Here is a 15797-nt window from a genome sequence, read left to right on the forward strand (position 1 = left end):
TCATCGCGTCCAACACCTAATTCTTATGCATTAATAAGGAGCTGATATAAAAGGAGCCATGGAGATCCGTCAGCTCCGCTATTTCCTCGCGGTTGCCGAGGAGTGCCACTTCGGGCGCGCCGCGGCCCGTCTGCACATAGCGCAACCGGCCCTGTCCCAGCAGATCAAGCAACTGGAGGGTGAACTGGGCCTTGCCCTCTTCACCCGAACCACCCGGCATGTCGCACTGACCGAAGCCGGCCGCCGACTCGCCGACCACGCGCGGACACTTGTCGCAGGTGAGGAACGTGCGCGCTCCCACATGCACGAACTGGCAGCAGGGCGCACAGGCCGTGTCTCCGTCGGCTTCATCGGTACGGCGACCTACGACGTGCTGCCCAAGGTCGCACGCACCGTCAAAGAACGACTCCCCGGAGTCACTTTGGATCTCCACGGGGAGGTTCTCGCGCCTCGACTCGTCGAAGGGCTGCTCAACGAGACGTACGACCTCGTGGTGGTCCGAGAGGCAGCACCCGTCGAGGACGTCCACATCACACCACTGCGTACGGAACCCCTCGTGGCGGTGCTTCCGTCCCACCATCCACTCGCAGGCCGCCGCCGCATGGCTCTGAAAAATCTCGCCGACGAGCCCTTCGTGATCCACCCCTCGCAGGCGCGATCCTCGATGTACGACCGCGTTCTCGCAGCGTGCAAACGCGCCGGCTTCGAACCCTCGCCGCTGGTGGAGGTCAGTGAGACGGCGACGCTGGTCGTGTTCGTCGCAGCGGGACACGGCGTGGCCCTGGTCCCGCAGTCGGTGCGAAGTCTCAACCTGGAAGGTGTGACGTACGTGCCGTTGGCGGACGCCGAAGCAGTCGACCTTCTCCTGGTCCGCCGGATGGACCGCTTCTCCCCAGCAACGACCCGCGTCGCTACGGTGATCGAGGAGTGTGTGCGCGATTGAATCCGGCGCCGGACCAGCCTGCACGTGGTGCGGTCTCGCTCACCTGCCGGAAGAGACCCTCAAGGAGCGAGAAACCGACGATCCGCGCTTCCGGATCGTCCGCGAGGCGGATGAACCGAGCGAGGGGCGGCGGCGACCGCGGTGACGGCCCTCGGCCGGGACGCACCCGGTCGCTCGGACGAAGAGTTCTTCGCTGTGTGGCTTCTTCCCCTGGACCATTGTCCTGCCCGGCCACTACGGCTTCCCCTTGGACGCGAAGGCATCCGGAGTAGCCACCACGCATCCGGCTCCTCCCTCAGATCGAAGCCCACATGCGGAGCCGCGCCAGGTGTCGGTGTGCGCCGTGTCCCGCCGCTCGTTGAACGGTTACCGGCGCGGCGTGCGTGAGGAAATGCCGTTTCGAAGGCGACCGGGCCCTCGGCCCCGGCCCCTGTCACTCCTCAGGAGGCGGTGGTCTGCAGCCGCGCCCAACGCGTGATGCCACCCGAGTGGTGGCGAGTGCCATGGGCGGTGGCCAGGGCGCCGACGACCTCCATGCCCCGGCCGTGCTCGTCATCGGAGCAGGACGAGATCCAAGGCCCTGCGCCCTTCGCGGCGCCGCCATCGCTCACGCCCACCCAGACACGGCTCCCGGTACGCTCACGGTGCAGATGCAGCATCACCGGTGGCTGCGCGTGCTCTACGGCATTGGTGACCAGTTCGGAGACCACCAGCAGGGCCGTATCAGTCGCTTCCTCGCTCACGTGCCATTCAGCAAGGACGGCGGCAGTGATCTTCCGGGCGGTACGCGCTGCCTCCGGTCGGTGCATGAGAAGCCAGCTGAAGTCACCGACTCGCGAATGAGGAGAGGGTGTGCGCATCGGTCCGTCCGGAGCTTTCGTTGCTTCTGCCGTACTCGGACGGGACGGGTTCTCGGCGTCCGCGTCCGCGACAGGTGAGATGAGGTTCCCCGTCGCTGGGTACATGACGCCGGCCCCTTCTTCCGCTTCCGCGTACCCAGACACCTTCAGCCCGGCGTCATGTCGGCGCATCAGCGGTCCTACCTACATAGCTACGCATTCCAAGTACCGCCGTGTGTCGACGGCCGTCGAGACACGAGAACTGCCGGGGCGGCAGGGAAGCGAGCCAGTCCTGTCGCCGTGACGTGGGAGGGGTATGAGGACGAGGGCCTGGAAGCGGGGACTACCCGGCATTTTCCGGTCGCCAGCAAAGCGTCAGCAGAAGCCCTGCCCCGACCGCCCCCGCCAGGCCGATCGCGAACCCCGCCCACCCTGGCTGACCGATTCCGATCAGTCGGTCGAGCGAGATTCGCCCTGGGCCGGTTCCCGCGAGACTGAGTCCCGTTGCCGCAAGCACCATCACATACTCATAGCCCTCGCCGGGCCGGAAGATGAAGAACCCGTTCTTGGCGTGGTTGATCACCCATGCGACGACCATCGTGCCGACGACGCCGGCTCCGGCAACCGGGGTGAACAGGCCGAGCACCAGAAGCGCGCCTGATGCGACCTCGACGGCACTGGCGACAATGGCATGCGCGTAACCAGGGCGCATGCCGAGGCCGGCGAACCATCCGGCCGTGCCGCGCAGTCGACCCCCGCCGAAAATGTGGTTCAACCCGTGGGCCAGGAACACCGCACCGATCACTCCGCGGAGGACCAGAAGAGCGAGGTCAGTCGATGACATGGCCGGACCGTAGCAGCAGAACAAGCAGGGCGCGCTGCTCCGGTTCCACTCCGCTGAACCGCCCGCCTCGACGCTGCTCCGCTACCGATGAGCATGCCGAGCTCTGCCGGCAAGCGGTAGCGGGTGCTGGTCCCGAATCCGGCCGCGCGCTGGGCGCAAGGGCCGGCCCTTGCGCACGTGGGCGAGGGTGAGCAGGGTGCGTCAGCTTGCACTCAGGCTCCATTCCGTTCCGAGAGCGCTCCGCGTTCCCTCAGCCGGGCGGCGAGAAAGCGCAGGCAGGGGGGGTTGGAAAGGGCACAGTAAGGGGGCTGACGCGCAGGGACGTGATACATGCGCGGGGCAGTGTCTGCCGGGTCCCCGACTGGGCCCAGCTGGCCTTCGTGTCCGCGCCGATCATTCCGAAACTGGTGGCGGCCTGGCGGGCGCGGGGGCGAAGGAGTATCCCTCGGACCTGCGGGCGGCGGCCGGGCCGGTGCGGTACACGCTGCTGTCGACGCTGTGCCGCGTGCGTCAGACGGAGATCACCGATTCGCTGGTGGAGCAAGGTGATCTATCCGGTGACAGTCCGGTCCGCAGCCGCTCCGGGCCCGCCCGCCGGTGCTCGCGTCGGCCGGCGTCCGACCCCGGGAGGCGGCTCTGCCCCCGGGGTTGTCGGTCGGGACGTCAGGAGGCGAGCGTCTGCTGTGGCTGGGCCGAGGCGTCGAGGTGGCAGGCCACGGTGCCCGACTGCCCGGGGCCGACCGCCCGCTGCAGGGGTTCCACGGTGGCGCAGGTCGGCATCGCGGCGGGGCAGCGGGTGTGGAACCGGCACCCCGTCGGAATGTTGCTCGGGCTGGGCAGTTCGCCCTTGAGCAGCACCGTGTTCCGGTGCCGTTCGACGGCCGGGTCGGCCGACGGTGTCGCTGCGAGCAGCGCGCGGGTGTAGGGGTGGTGCGGCTGGTCGAAGACGGCTTGTGCTGTTCCCTGCTCCACCACGCGCCCCAGGTACATCACCGCGACCCGGTCGGAGATGCGCCGGATGAGCCCGAGGTCATGGCCGATGAAGAGGAGTCCGAGGCCGAACTCGCGTTGCAGGTCGAGGAAGAGGTTGATGATCTGGGCGCGGATCGACACATCGAGGGCGCTGACCGGTTCGTCGCAGATCAGCATGCGGGGTTCGACGGCCAGGGCCCGCGCGATGGCGACGCGCTGGCGCTGGCCGCCGGAGAGCGCGGAGGGCATCCGGTCGGCGTGGGTCGCCGACAGGCCGACCAGTTCCAGGAGTTCCAGGACCCGGGCCCGCCGGGACGACGGCCGGCCGATGCCGTGGATGTCGAGCACCTCGGCGATGGCCTTGCCGACGGTCAGCCGGGGGCTCAGCGAGGACAGCGGGTCCTGGAAGATGTACTGCACCTGACGCCGGTAGGCGCGCAGCCCCGAGCCGCGCAGGGAGCTGACGACCTGGCCGTCGAAGGCGACCCGGCCGCGGGCGGCCTTGTGCAGGCCCACGGCGGTGCGCGCGATCGTGGACTTGCCGCAGCCGGACTCGCCGACCAGGCCGACGACCTCGTTGGCGTCGACGGAGAGGCTGGCGCCGTCCACCGCGGTGACCGTCGTGCCGCCGCTGGAGAACCTCACGGTGAGGTCCTCGATGCTCAACAGGCTCATGCGCGGACCGCCTTCTGCTCGTCGGGCTCGGTGAGGGGTTCGTGGCGCGGGTGTTTCCAGCAGGCGGACGCCTGCCGGCCGCCGGTGCGGGTCCGCAGCGGCACCAGGACGGGGACGAGGTCGGCGCAGGACGCCTCGGCGAGTTCGCAGCGGTCCGCGAACCGGCAGCCCTCGCCCACCCGGGCCAGGTCCGGGGGCAGTCCGGGCAGCACCCGGAACGGCTCCTTGGCGCCGGCGCGGGCGTCGGCGATCGAGGCGAGGAGACCGGAGGTGTAGGGGTGGTCGGGGTCGCCGAGCACGCTGACGGCGTCGCCGTACTCCACCACGCGTCCGGCGTACATGACGGCGATCTTGTCGGCGATGGACGCCACGACTCCCATGTCGTGGGTGATGAGCACCAGCGCGAGGCCCCGTTCGGCCTGGATGGTGCGGAGCAGTTCCAGCAGTTGGGCCTGGGTGGTCACGTCGAGCGCGGTCGTCGGTTCGTCCGCGATGAGGACGGTGGGCTCACCGGCTATCGCGAGGGCCACCAGGGCGCGTTGCCGCATGCCGCCGCTCATTTCGTGCGGGTAGGCGGCGTACCGTGCCCGTGGGTCGGCGATGCCCACCTGGCCGAGCAGTTCGACGGCCCGCTCGCGGGCGTCCGCGGTGCTCAGGCCCAGGTGGGCCTGGACGCTGCGGGCGATCTGGGGGCCGACCCGGCGCATCGGGTTGAAGGCGGTGAGCGGGTCCTGGAAGATGACGCCGACGTCGCTGCCGAGGATCTTCGCGCGTTCGGTGTCGGGGAGTCCGAGCACATCGCGTCCGTGCAGCAGCACCTGTCCGCCGGTGTCGCAGGCCACGTTGGCGGGCAGCAGGCCGAAGATGCCCAGGGTGGACACGGTCTTGCCGGAGCCGGACTCACCGACGATGGCGAGCGTCTCGCCGGGCGCTACCGACCAGCTCACCTCGTCGACGATGGTGATGCTCTGTGCGCGGGTGTGCAGCCGGATGGAGAAGTCGCGCGCTTCGAGGGCCGGTCCGGCGCCTGCGGTCGCGGGGGCGGTCATGAGGACACCACCTTCTTGGCGAGGGGGTCGCGGCTGGTGGTGACGGCGGTCCGCGTGGCGCGGGGCGACAGCGCGGGCAGTCGGCGCAGCCGGCGTGCGACGGTGGCCTGCGGGAGCGCCCCCGGGCTGGAGCGCAGCGCGATGGACCGGCTGAACATGTTGAGGGTCACCACGAATAGGGTGAGTGCCGCCCCCGGGAGGATCACGAGTACCGGGTCGGACTCAAGGTACCGGGTGCCGTCGACGAGCATCTGGCCCCACTCGGACTGCGGCGGTTTCACGCCCATGCCGAGGAAGCTGAGGGAGGCGACGGACAGAGCGACGAGTCCCGCGTCCCCGGCGGCGTAGACCAGCGCCGGGCCGATCGCGGCGGGCACCAGGTGCCGGCCGAAGATGCGCAGCGGAGACGCGCCGAGCACTTTCAGCGCCTCGATGTGCGGCTGTTCCTTGGTCGAGAGGACGACGCTGCGAGCGAGGCGGGCGTACGCCGACCACCAACCGAGCGTGAGGGCGACGACCATCGTGAAGTAGCCGGTGCCGAAGGCGCCGATCACCGCGAGGGCGATGACCATGCTGGGGATGCTCATGAAGACATCGGTGACCCGCATGACCAGTTCGTCGACGAGGCCGCCGACCGCGCCGGCGATCACTCCGACGAGCCCGCCCACCAGGATCGCGCAGCCGATCACCGCGGCCACTGCCGTGATCGTCGTCTGGGACGCGTACAGCAGGCGGCTGAGCAGGTCGCGGCCGAGGTGGTCGGTGCCGAGCCAGTGGTGGGAGGTCGGGCCGCCGAAGGCGTGGCCGAGGTCGATGACATTGGGGTCGTAGGGAGCGAGCAGCGGCGCGGTCAGGCCCACAGCGACCACGATGAACACCGCGATGCCCGCAGCCCTGGGTATGCCGCGCAGCGCGGCGGCCACTCGGGTGCGGATCATGTGGTTCCCTTCCTGAGCGAGCGACGGACTCTCGGGTCCAGGACTCCCTGGACGAGGTCGGCCATCAGGTTGAGGACGATCAGGACGACGACGAAGAGGAGGAGTACGGCCTGCATCACCGGGAAGTCCCGGAACAGCAGTCCGCGCAGAAAGTAGTCACCGATGCCGGGCCAGGCGAAGATCGTCTCGACGATCGTGGTGCCGGGCAGCAGGGTGAAGCCGACCTGGGTGAGGAAGACGGTCACCGCCTGCGGGGCGATGTTGGGCAGGACGTCACGCACCAGCACCGCACCGGGCAGTGCGCCGACGCTCCGACTCGTGATGACGTACTGCTGGGTCATCGCCTCCTCGACCAGGACCCGGGTGACGATCGCGAAGATGGCGGCGGAGCTGCAGCCGAGGGTCACCGCAGGCAGCACCCAGGACGCGGGGCCGCTCTCTCCGATGGCGGGGAACAGAGGTGACTTCAACGCGAAGGCCAGCAGCAGGAGCGGGCCCAGGAAGAACATCGGCACCGACACCCCGGCCATCGCCACGCCCCGCGTCGCGCGGTCGATCCAGCCGCCCGGACGCCAGGCGCCGAGGCCGGCCAGCAGGACTCCGAGCAGGAGGGCGAACACCGCGGCGCACAGAATGAGGATCACCGTCACGCCGACCTTCTCGGTGAGGTCCTGGGCGACCAGCCGGCCGTTCTGGAAGGAGTTGCCGAAGTCACCGCGCAACGCGTGTCCGATCCAGGACAGGTAGCGCTCCGCGGCGGAGCGGTCGAGCCCTAGCTCGGACCGCACCTGTGCCACGTTCTCGACGGTGGTGTTCGCCCCGTAGCGCCGCTCCGCCAGGAGTTTCGCCGGGTCTCCGGGGGCGAGGTCCACCAGCAGGAAGATCAGTACCGACGCCAGGGTGAACGTGATGGCGGCCACTCCGAGCCGACGCAGGATCATGCGCACCATGTCAGTCCCCCGACATCCAGATCCCGTCGAGCGGGAAGTCGTAGTCGGTCGGGGCGAGTTTCACGTCGTGCGCTCGGGGGCCTGACGCCCACAGCCGCTGCGGGTAGACCAGCGGGACGAAGGCGCTGGTGTCGTCGAGCAGGCGGTAGATCGCGGTGATGGCGGTGTCGCGCTCCTTCTCGGTGCGTGCCGTGACCGCCTTCTCGATGAGCGGGTCGAGCCGTGCGGGGTCGGTCCAGATCTTTCCGTCGGAGCTGGCCAGGGTACTGAGGAAGCTGTTGGTGAGGGTGCCGAGCGGGTCGTAGGGAGCGCCGATGGTGTAGAAGATCGTCATGTCGTACTCGCCGGCGGGTACGGCGTCGTGCGAGGTGGCGTGGTCGGTGGCGTTGATCTGGACGTTGACGCCGATCTTCTTGAGGGTGGCCTGGATGACCTCGGCGAGCTGGCGTACGCCGGGCTGGTTCTCCTCGGCGACGAGGATGTCGAGTTTCAGCGGGACGCCGTTCTTGCTGCGGGTGCCCTGCCCGGTCCAGCCGGCTTTCTGCAGTACCTGGCGGGCCGCTTCGAGGTCGGCTGCCGGCGCCGGTTTGCCCTCGCCGGTCGGCACGGTGCCGGGCATGAGCGATCCTGCCGGGTCGGCGAAGCCGAAGTAGCGGCTCTGGGCGATGGCCTTGCGGTCGATGGCGAGGCTGATCGCCTTGCGGACGGCCGGGTCGGAGGTGAGCCGTTTGCGGTCGGGGTTGAAGCCGAGTATCTGGGTGGTGGTGCCGGGCGCCGCGCTGAGTTTGACGCCGCCGCCGGGACGGTTCTTGAGCTCCTGGGCGTCCTCGGGGAGCATCGAGCCGGTCCAGGCCCCGCCGATCAGGTCGATGTCGCCGCTGCGGAGCGCGGTCAGCCGGGTCTTGGCGTCGGGGATGACCTTGAGGTCGACCTCCGCGAACTCGGGGGCGTGGCCCCAGTAGTCCTTGTTGCGGGTCAGCACGGTCTCGGTGGGGCCGTTGCTCTTGACGACCCAGGGGCCGGTGCCGATGGGTTTGCCGCCGTACTTGCCGTCGGCGGTGAAGACCTTCGGGCTCAGGAAGCGCACCGGGCGCACCAGGCTGAGGTCGCGCAGCACGTAGGCGTAGGGCTTCGACAGCTTGAGGGTGAGGGTGAGGTCGTTGGTGGCGGTGATGTCGGTGACGAGCGCGGACGTCACGAGGAAGTCCTTGAGGTTGGGATCGCCGATCCACATGTGGAGGCTCTTCTTCGCCGCTTCGGCGGTCCAGGGGCTGCCGTCGGAGAAGGTCACGCCGGGACGCAGGTGGAAGGTGTAGGTCTTGCCGTCCGCCGATATCTCCCAGGACTTGGCGAGCGCGGGGAGGATCTTGCCGTTCTCGCCGGAGGCGACCAGGGGTTCGAAGACCATCGACTGGACGTTGAAGATGCCTTTGAAGGCGAACGGATCGAGGTCGTCCGCGGCGCGGTTGATGCCGATGGTCAGGACGCCGTCGGGGTTCTTCACGGCCGAGGCGCCACCGCCGGAGCCGCCGCAGGCCGCGGTCACGAAGAGGGCCGCCGCGGAGAGTGTCAGGGCCGCCGTGCGGCGCGCATGGCGCCGACCCGCGGGTCGTGCGAAGCCTCTTGACATCGTGCCTCCATGAGTCTTTCGGATGGTTCTACCGGAAACGGGCGAGACGGAACGGTTCGAGAGCTTCCTCGGGCCGTCCGGACAGCAGCTCGGCGGCGATGAACTTGCCGAGAGTGGGGGCCAGGCTGATCCCGCTGTGGGTGACGGCCACGTACAGGTTGGGCACGTCGGCGTCGGCACCGGTGATGGAGACGCCGTCGGCCGGCAGGGCGCGCAGGCACACGGTCGCCGAGGTCACGTCGCAGTCGCGCAGCGCGGGTACGGTTTTCGCCGCCACCGTCAGCAGTGCCTCGGCTCCGCGCAGGGCCTCCTCGGGCGAGGTGTCGGCGGTGAGTTCCAGGCCGTGGCCCTCCCCGGTGAGCATGATCTCGCCGGGCCGATGGGGCCGGACCACGAAGTCGTCGCCGCCGCCCATGATCTGGTGGCGCAGCCCGTCGGCGGGGGCCGTGGCGCGGGCGACGATGCCGGGGACGGAGGCGTCGGCGCGGGCCGCCATCGGCACGGTGACCCCGGCGAGGGCCGCGATGTCGGCGGTCCAGACACCGGCCGTGACGACGACCTGGCCGGTGCGGATCCGCTCCCCCGAGGCGAGCCGGACCGAGGTGACGCGTGCGGAGCCGCCGTCCTGGTCGAATCCGACCACGTCGCCGGTGCGGAAGGAGACGTTGCCGCCTTCGAGCCGGCGGGCGATGTCGGTGACGAGGGCGGGCCCGTCGATCCAGCCCTCGTCGGGGTACCAGGCGGCGGCGGAGCCCTCGTCCACGACCAGTTCGGGGTAGCGGGCCGCCAGGCGTTCGGGGTCGAGGTACTGGGTGAGGTACCCCTGGCCGACCAGTCGCCGCACGTCCCCCTCCAGCGCGGCGGCCTGGTCGGCCGCGACGACCTCCAGGTTGCCGGTGACGTGCATCCAGTCCCCGGGGATCTCGAGGGCCAGTTCGTACGCGTCGCACCAGCCGTCCACGCTGAGCCGCACGTAGTCGGGCCCGTAGCCGCGCCGGACCTTGCTGCTCGCGTTCATCCACGCGAACGTCGAGTTCGTCGTCGCCCCGCCCGGCTCGGCGCGGTCGACGATGATCACGTCGAGCCCCGAGTCGCGCAGGTTCCACGCCAGTGTCGCGCCGACGATCCCGGCGCCCACGATGACGATGTCCGCTTGCTCCACAATCTCTCCCCACGGTCAACGATTTATTGTTCGACAATTGATGAAGCGACATTGAACAGGTAACCTGGTACCCCGTCAAGGGCTCATCGGTAGAGATGCGGCCCGGCGGCCATGAGCCGCGGCAGAGGCAAGGGACGCCTCGAAGTGAGTGAAAAGGCAGGGGAATCAGCGTTGCTTCCGAACTTGACCGTCGAAAAGGTCACCACCGTCGACCGGGTCGCCGATGCGCTACGCGCGGAGATTCTGGGGGGTGGCCTGGCCCCCGGCACCCCGCTGCGCGAGGTCGAGGTCGCTACCACCACCGGGGTCTCCCGGGGCTCGGTCCGTCAGGCTTTCAGCGTCCTGGTCAACGAGGGTCTGCTCAGCCGGGACTCTTACCGGAGCGTGATGGTCACCGCCCTGGACGAGCAGGACATCCGGGAGATTTACCAGGCTCGCCGCATGATCGAACTGGCTGCGGTCGAGGCCACTGCACAGGCGGACGAGGAGCAGCTCACGGCCCTGCGTCAGGCCTATGAGGAATTCGTCAGCGCGGTAGAAGGAGGCGACAGCGACGAGATCCACCTGGCCGACGTCAAGGCGCACTCCGCTCTGGTGGCCGTGCTCGGCTCGCGACGCCTCAGCCGGATGCACTCCGGGCTGATGGGCGAACTGCGGCTCGCGGTGACGGCGCAGTACCAGAGCCCACCCGACGGGGCCGCGCTCGTCCGGGGCCACCGCGACTTTATCGACCTCATCACCGCCGGCCGCACGGACGAGGCACGGGCCCAGCTCGCCGCCCGTTTCGACCACTCCGAGGAACTGCTGGTCGCGGCGTTCCGTGCTGCGGCGCGGGAAGGGCAGGGGTAGCCCGGCCTCGGGGAACATCGGTACAGCGGTTGGCGGTTGGCGGTTGGCGGTTGGCGGTTGGCGGTGAGAATGGTCATGTTCCGGGCGGTGCGAGTGTGCTGACGCGGTTCTCGTACTCGCGGCGGGCCTTGCGCTGGCCGGGACGCCCTGGGCGCCGTCGAGCGGCTGGCAGCGGTTGAGGAGCTGGCGGTGCGCGGCGAGGACGGCGCTGACGCGCAGGGGGTGACCCTGGCCGCGCCGTACGGTCATCCCCTGGTGAAGCGCGGCACGCTCGGCAGGGTCCAGTTCGGTGACCGGGCACAGCTCAGCAGTCAGCCACCCGGCCAGCCGTTCCTGGTCCTCCTCGGTGTTCGCCCGGAACCCGTACGCAGCCCGGATCTCCTTGCGATGCCGCTTGATCCCATCACCCTGCCAGTCGGACGCCGCCCACGCCTCCGCCGGCACCTTCACCTGCTCGGCCACGCACTCCACCGCGGCGGCCGGAACTTCCCCGGCCGACTCCGGCAACCGGGTCTCCACCTCGAAGAACTTCAACAGCAGCGCGAACCCGAGCCGGGTCGCCCCCCACGTGTTCCGGTGGCGTTCGAGCTGGGACTTGCTCCAGGGCAGGTCCTCAGCGAATGCTGTGCGGGCCTGGGGCGAGTGATCGGCCGGCAGGACGAACGGCGATTCCGGGGCGCCCTGTCTCCGGCCGCGGCTCCCGCAGCCGTCCGTGCCGCGGCCGGCACGGTGCGCGGCACGTCAGAATCAAGCACATACGCCGCACCACCAGGTCGGCATCTGGGCACCGGCGGGCGCAGCCACGGCCGCCTGAGCCGAGCGAACTCGGCGAGCCGCTGACTGTCCCCGTCCTCGATGCGGCCGGGATCGCTCACCGACCAGGACATCGAGCGCGATCTCGGCAACAACCGCAAAGCGTTCCCGGACTCACGTGATCGTGATACCGCCGTCCACGGGCAAGGTCTGGCCAGTGATGTAGCCGGCCGCGCTGGAGGCCAGGAAGACCACCGTGGCGGCGAGCTCGCGCGGGTCGCCCATGCGTCCGGCGGGGATGCGCGTCAGCTGCCCCTCCAGGTAGCCGACCGGGTACTGGTCCGTCATCTCCGAGCTGAAGAAGCCCGGTGCCAGGGCGTTGACCCTGATTCCCTTGCGGCCGGTCCACTGCTGTGCGAGGTCGCGCGTCAGACCGATGAGCGCGGCCTTCGACGCGCTGTAGGCGGCCTGGGGCAGCCCAGCGGTGGTGAGCCCGAGGATCGAGGAGATGTTGATGATGTTCGAGCCCGGCTCCATCACGCGTGCGCAGGCTTGGGCCATCCAGTAACAGCCGTTGAGGTTGACGTCGACGACGGAGCGGAACTGCTGCGGGGTCTCCCGTAGAGCCGGTACGGCGGTGCCCATACCGGCGTTGTTGACCAAGATGTCGACCCGTCCGAACTCCGCCAGTGTCCTGACCGTGAGCTGCTCGCAGGCTGCGGGATCCGAGACGTCGGTCAGGACGGTCAGGGCTCGCCTTCCGGCCGCCTCGACCAGTTCAGCTGTCTTTCGAAGTCCCTCGGCGCGGCGGGCGGCCAGGACGACGTGTGCTCCCGCCTCGGCGAGTCCCTGGGCGAAAGCGACCCCCAAACCGCTCGACGCGCCGGTGACCAGCGCGACCTTGTCGTCGAGGCGAAACAGTTCGGGGACGGGCATGGGGCGAACTCCTCACGGCGGTCAGCGGGCGGCTCTCGGCAGGGCCTCGCGGGCGAGCTCCAGGTATCGGGGCACGGCATCACCAGCCGTGTCGAAGCCGGGGCCGCTGTCGGCGCCGGACCGTCTGCGATGGTCGATTCCTGCTGCGATCGCGGCGATCTTGAAGTTGGCCAGGGCCAGGTGGAAGTCCCAGTGCGCGAGTTCACGGCCACCGGCCTCGACGTACATCGCGGCCAGGCACTCGGGGGACGGAAGTCGGTCGCTGGTCCAGGCGCTGGGGACGCCCATGATGAGGTCGAAGGCCGGGTCCCGGTAGGCGCACATCATGGCCATGTCGGCCACCGGATCCCCGATGGTCGAGAGCTCCCAGTCGACCACCGCTGCCACTTCGGCATTGTCGAGGATCGTGTTGTCGATGCGGTAGTCGCCGTGCACGACGGCGCTGGTCGGCTGGCCCGGCACCCTGCGGCTGAGATTGCGGATGACCTCGTCGGCGAGCGGCTGGAGCCGCGGGTTCCCGGTCAGGCTCCATTGCTTGGCCCAGCGCCTCAACTGACGGGCCGCATAACCCTCAGGGCGCCCGAAGTCCGCCAGCCCGGCCGAGACATAGTCAAACCGGTGCAGGGCGATCAGCGCACCGAGCATGCTCGCCACGACCTGATCGACCTCCCAGTCACTGAGTTCGGCCAGGTCCTCCCTGGTCCGAAGCACCCGGCCGTCGACGAACGTGCTGATGGCGAAGGGCCCGCCGAGGAGTTGCTCGTCGGGGTGGAGGAGCACCGCCTCGGCCACCGGGACGCGCGAGCCGCGAAGCGCTGTCGCCACCCGGTGTTCCCGCGCGATGTCGTGAGCTGAGGGAGTTCGGCCTGCTCGCGGCGGTGTGCGCAGCACCCAGTGGTGCACGCCGTCGGTGATCCGGTAGGTCACGTTGGACCGGCCACCGGTGATGACCGATGCGTCCAGTCGGCCGACCGGCTGGTGGCCGGCCGACGTGAGGGCCGCAGCCACTCCTTCGAGCTGCCATGCGGTGAGAGCCGCCGGGGTAACGCTCATGAGCCTGCACTCCGTCGGATGGCACGGCGTGCGATCGCCCATCGGTGCACCTCGGACGGCCCGTCGTAGATGCGGAAGGGGCGCAGCTCACGGGCGATCTTGGCAACCGGTAGTTCGTCGGAGACGCCCAGAGCACCGCACATCTGGACGGCACGGTCGACGACCCGGTTCAGGGCCTCGGACGCGAACGTCTTCGCGATCGAGGTGCTCGCGGACGCGTGCCCGCCTTCGTCCAGTTCCCGGCACGCTTCCAGGAGGAGGGCGCGCGTGGCGGCCAGGTCGATCTCGCTGTCCGCGATCAGTTGCTGGACCATCCCGAGGTCGGCGAGCCGCCCGGAGAAGGCACGCCTTGCCGCGACGTGCTCGATGGCGACCTCGTGGGCTCGCTGGGCGGCGCCGGTCCACCTCATGACGTGCGTCATCCGCGCGGGCCCGAGCCGCACTTGCGCATAGCGGAACCCTTCGTCGACCGCGCCCAGAACGTCGGTGTCCGGCACGACGACGTCGGTGAACGTGACTTCGCAATGACCGCCGAGCATAGAACGGTCCATGGTCCCGATATGCCGCGCGACCTTGATTCCGGCGCGATCCGCCGGAGCGAGCAGCATCGTGGCGCCGCCCGGATCCCCCGGCTCTCCGCTGGTGCGGGCCATGATGATGAAGAACCCGGCTCCGTCCGCGCCGGTGATGAACCACTTGCGTCCATTGACCAACCAGCCCCCCGCGACGCGCGTGGCGGTCGTGGTGAGCAACGACGGATCGGAGCCGGCGCCAGGCGCCGGCTCGGTCATTGCGAACGCGCTCCGCACCTCACCTCGCACGAGAGGACGGAGGTATCGCTCGCGCTGCTCCGCTGTCGCCACGTGGTCGAGGAGATGGATGTTGCCCTCGTCGGGGGCGTTGATGTTCAACGCCATCGCTCCGAACAGCGAGCGGCCTGCGGCTTCGAACACGGGTGCACGGTCGACCATGCCGAGGCCGAGTCCGCCGAGGTCTTCAGGGCCGTGCGGGGACAACAGCCCGCGTTCACGGGCACCGGCCTGAAGGCGGATACGCAACGACTCGCCGCCGGCTGCCTCGATGTCGCCGTCGTGCTCGTCGTCCACGGGCAGGACGTGTTCGGCGATGAACTCCTCGACACCGGTGACCAGGCTTGCCGGCGGCGCAGCCTCGGCTTGTTCAGGCACCGTCGGTGGGGTCATCACCGCACTCCTTCACTCTGCTCAGGACGGCCTCGCGCCGCTTGTCCGGACTCGGCCGGGACACCCTCGATGTGATCGCGCACGGTCAGGGGCATGGAAGGGAAGGTAGCCGCACCTCAGCCCGGCTGGCGCGATCATCGGTCCGCTCCGCTGAACACCTCGCTCGACGACATCCGCAGAACCGGCGAACCTCGACGCTATGACTGAGAGCGGAGACGGAGCGGCGTCTGCCCCGTTCGACCTGACCGGCAAGGTGGCGCTGGTCACGGGAGGGAACGGTGGCATCGGTCTCGGCATGGCCGAGGGGCTGGCTCGCGCCGGTGCCGCCGTCGCCATCTGGGGTCGAGACGGTACGAAGCTCGAAACGGCCGCGGAAAACCTGGCGCGGTGCGGCGTCCCGGTGCACGCGGCGATGGTCGACGTCAGCGACGCCGACGCCGTGGCCTCGGCCGCCGAGGACACCGTCCGGCGCCTCGGTCGGATCGACGCGGTATTCGCGAACGCCGGCGTCGGTGGACGCACCAAGTTCCTGGATCTCGACGCTTCCGAGTTGCACCGTGTCCTGGCCACCGACCTCGATGGCGCGCTGTGGACGTTGCGAGAGGCGGCGCGCCATATGGTCTCGCGGGCCGAGGCAGGAGACCCCGGGGGGTCTTTGGTCACCATCTCCAGTGTCTCCGCGATCCGCGGTGCGCCCACTCTGCAGTCGTACGCCGCGGCGAAGGGCGCGCTCGCCTCGGTCACCCGGGGGCTCGCGGTCGAGTTCGGACGCTATGGGATCCGCGCCAACACGATCATCCCCGGCTGGATCCGTACCGAGATGACCGCGGGCAGTTTCGACCGTCCGCACGTGCAGGAAGCGATCCTCAAGCGGGTGCCGATCCGCCGCTGGGGTACGAGCGAGGACTTCGCCGGCCTCGCTGTCTACCTCGCGTCCGATGCCTCCGCCTACCACACGGGCGACACCTTGGTCGTCGACGGCGGCTACACGGTGTCCTGAAG

The 15797-nt window shown here is 69.5% G+C and carries 14 protein-coding genes and 1 pseudogene; 3 read left to right on the forward strand and 12 right to left on the reverse strand.

Features of this window, described 5'->3' with window-relative positions; translation table 11 throughout:
- Positions 1 to 58: 58 nt before the first annotated feature.
- Positions 59 to 943, forward strand: coding sequence for a LysR substrate-binding domain-containing protein (locus H293_RS0132250; protein WP_020121950.1), 885 nt, complete (start codon positions 59 to 61; stop codon positions 941 to 943).
- A gap of 440 nt (positions 944 to 1383) precedes the next feature.
- Here the strand turns inward: H293_RS0132250 and H293_RS61490 are convergent, their stop codons facing one another.
- The 8 genes from H293_RS61490 to H293_RS0132290 all read right to left on the reverse strand — a co-directional run bounded on the left by H293_RS61490 (position 1384) and on the right by H293_RS0132290 (position 10002).
- Positions 1384 to 1974, reverse strand: a complete 591-nt coding sequence (locus H293_RS61490; protein WP_310591935.1) for an ATP-binding protein — start codon at positions 1972 to 1974, stop codon at positions 1384 to 1386.
- A gap of 151 nt (positions 1975 to 2125) precedes the next feature.
- A complete protein-coding gene (locus tag H293_RS0132260) occupies positions 2126 to 2626 on the reverse strand; it encodes a DoxX family protein (RefSeq protein WP_020121952.1) in 501 nt (166 codons plus the stop codon).
- A gap of 663 nt (positions 2627 to 3289) precedes the next feature.
- Positions 3290 to 4273 (reverse strand): ABC transporter ATP-binding protein, encoded by a 984-nt coding sequence (locus H293_RS0132265; RefSeq protein ID WP_020121953.1) that lies wholly within the window; start codon positions 4271 to 4273, stop codon positions 3290 to 3292.
- Entirely contained in the window at positions 4270 to 5322 is a 1053-nt protein-coding gene (locus tag H293_RS0132270) for an ABC transporter ATP-binding protein (protein WP_020121954.1), read from the reverse strand. Before H293_RS0132270 ends, H293_RS0132265 begins: the two co-directional genes overlap by 4 nt.
- Positions 5319 to 6260, reverse strand: coding sequence for an ABC transporter permease (locus H293_RS0132275; protein ID WP_020121955.1), 942 nt, complete (start codon positions 6258 to 6260; stop codon positions 5319 to 5321). Before H293_RS0132275 ends, H293_RS0132270 begins: the two co-directional genes overlap by 4 nt.
- Entirely contained in the window at positions 6257 to 7210 is a 954-nt protein-coding gene (locus H293_RS0132280; RefSeq protein ID WP_020121956.1) for an ABC transporter permease, read from the reverse strand. The genes H293_RS0132275 and H293_RS0132280 overlap by 4 nt, the downstream gene beginning before the upstream one ends.
- A 1-nt stretch (position 7211) precedes the next feature.
- Positions 7212 to 8840 (reverse strand): ABC transporter substrate-binding protein, encoded by a 1629-nt coding sequence (locus tag H293_RS50370; protein WP_020121957.1) that lies wholly within the window; start codon positions 8838 to 8840, stop codon positions 7212 to 7214.
- A gap of 28 nt (positions 8841 to 8868) precedes the next feature.
- A complete protein-coding gene (locus H293_RS0132290) occupies positions 8869 to 10002 on the reverse strand; it encodes an NAD(P)/FAD-dependent oxidoreductase (RefSeq protein ID WP_020121958.1) in 1134 nt (377 codons plus the stop codon).
- Positions 10003 to 10185: 183 nt separating this feature from the next.
- On the opposite strand from H293_RS0132290, the gene H293_RS50375 reads away from it, so the two are divergent.
- The gene (locus tag H293_RS50375) at positions 10186 to 10851 is read left to right on the forward strand and encodes a GntR family transcriptional regulator (protein ID WP_158694462.1); all 666 of its coding nucleotides are present in this window, start codon (positions 10186 to 10188) and stop codon (positions 10849 to 10851) included.
- A 366-nt stretch (positions 10852 to 11217) separates the two neighbouring features.
- Here H293_RS50375 and H293_RS61740 read toward each other — a convergent pair.
- From H293_RS61740 to H293_RS0132315, 4 genes and pseudogenes are all read right to left on the reverse strand, one after another.
- Positions 11218 to 11370, reverse strand: a pseudogene (locus tag H293_RS61740) (hypothetical protein); the annotation flags it as partial.
- Between the two features lie 408 nt (positions 11371 to 11778).
- A complete protein-coding gene (locus H293_RS0132305; protein WP_020121961.1) occupies positions 11779 to 12540 on the reverse strand; it encodes an SDR family NAD(P)-dependent oxidoreductase in 762 nt (253 codons plus the stop codon).
- 21 nt (positions 12541 to 12561) lie between these two features.
- Positions 12562 to 13593, reverse strand: coding sequence for a phosphotransferase family protein (locus H293_RS0132310; protein WP_020121962.1), 1032 nt, complete (start codon positions 13591 to 13593; stop codon positions 12562 to 12564).
- Positions 13590 to 14795, reverse strand: a complete 1206-nt coding sequence (locus tag H293_RS0132315) for an acyl-CoA dehydrogenase family protein (RefSeq protein ID WP_020121963.1) — start codon at positions 14793 to 14795, stop codon at positions 13590 to 13592. The genes H293_RS0132310 and H293_RS0132315 overlap by 4 nt, the downstream gene beginning before the upstream one ends.
- A 199-nt stretch (positions 14796 to 14994) precedes the next feature.
- Here H293_RS0132315 and H293_RS0132320 point away from each other — a divergent pair, with 199 nt between their 5' ends.
- The gene (locus H293_RS0132320) at positions 14995 to 15795 is read left to right on the forward strand and encodes an SDR family NAD(P)-dependent oxidoreductase (protein WP_020121964.1); all 801 of its coding nucleotides are present in this window, start codon (positions 14995 to 14997) and stop codon (positions 15793 to 15795) included.
- Positions 15796 to 15797 lie beyond the last annotated feature (2 nt).

Source organism: Streptomyces canus 299MFChir4.1, from assembly GCF_000383615.1.
GTDB lineage: Bacteria > Actinomycetota > Actinomycetes > Streptomycetales > Streptomycetaceae > Streptomyces > Streptomyces canus_C.

Bases quoted from the DNA above. Each gene is read 5' to 3' on its own strand.
- H293_RS0132310 (WP_020121962.1), bottom strand. From the start codon at position 13,593: ATGAGCGTTACCCCGGCGGCTCTCACCGCATGGCAGCTCGAAGGAGTG.
- H293_RS0132265 (WP_020121953.1), bottom strand. From the start codon at position 4,273: ATGAGCCTGTTGAGCATCGAGGACCTCACCGTGAGGTTCTCCAGCGGC.
- H293_RS0132260 (WP_020121952.1), bottom strand. From the start codon at position 2,626: ATGTCATCGACTGACCTCGCTCTTCTGGTCCTCCGCGGAGTGATCGGT.
- H293_RS50370 (WP_020121957.1), bottom strand. From the start codon at position 8,840: ATGTCAAGAGGCTTCGCACGACCCGCGGGTCGGCGCCATGCGCGCCGC.
- H293_RS0132275 (WP_020121955.1), bottom strand. From the start codon at position 6,260: ATGATCCGCACCCGAGTGGCCGCCGCGCTGCGCGGCATACCCAGGGCT.
- H293_RS0132270 (WP_020121954.1), bottom strand. From the start codon at position 5,322: ATGACCGCCCCCGCGACCGCAGGCGCCGGACCGGCCCTCGAAGCGCGC.
- H293_RS61490 (WP_310591935.1), bottom strand. From the start codon at position 1,974: ATGCGCCGACATGACGCCGGGCTGAAGGTGTCTGGGTACGCGGAAGCG.
- H293_RS0132250 (WP_020121950.1), top strand. From the start codon at position 59: ATGGAGATCCGTCAGCTCCGCTATTTCCTCGCGGTTGCCGAGGAGTGC.
- H293_RS0132315 (WP_020121963.1), bottom strand. From the start codon at position 14,795: ATGACCCCACCGACGGTGCCTGAACAAGCCGAGGCTGCGCCGCCGGCA.
- H293_RS0132280 (WP_020121956.1), bottom strand. From the start codon at position 7,210: ATGGTGCGCATGATCCTGCGTCGGCTCGGAGTGGCCGCCATCACGTTC.
- H293_RS0132320 (WP_020121964.1), top strand. From the start codon at position 14,995: ATGACTGAGAGCGGAGACGGAGCGGCGTCTGCCCCGTTCGACCTGACC.
- H293_RS0132305 (WP_020121961.1), bottom strand. From the start codon at position 12,540: ATGCCCGTCCCCGAACTGTTTCGCCTCGACGACAAGGTCGCGCTGGTC.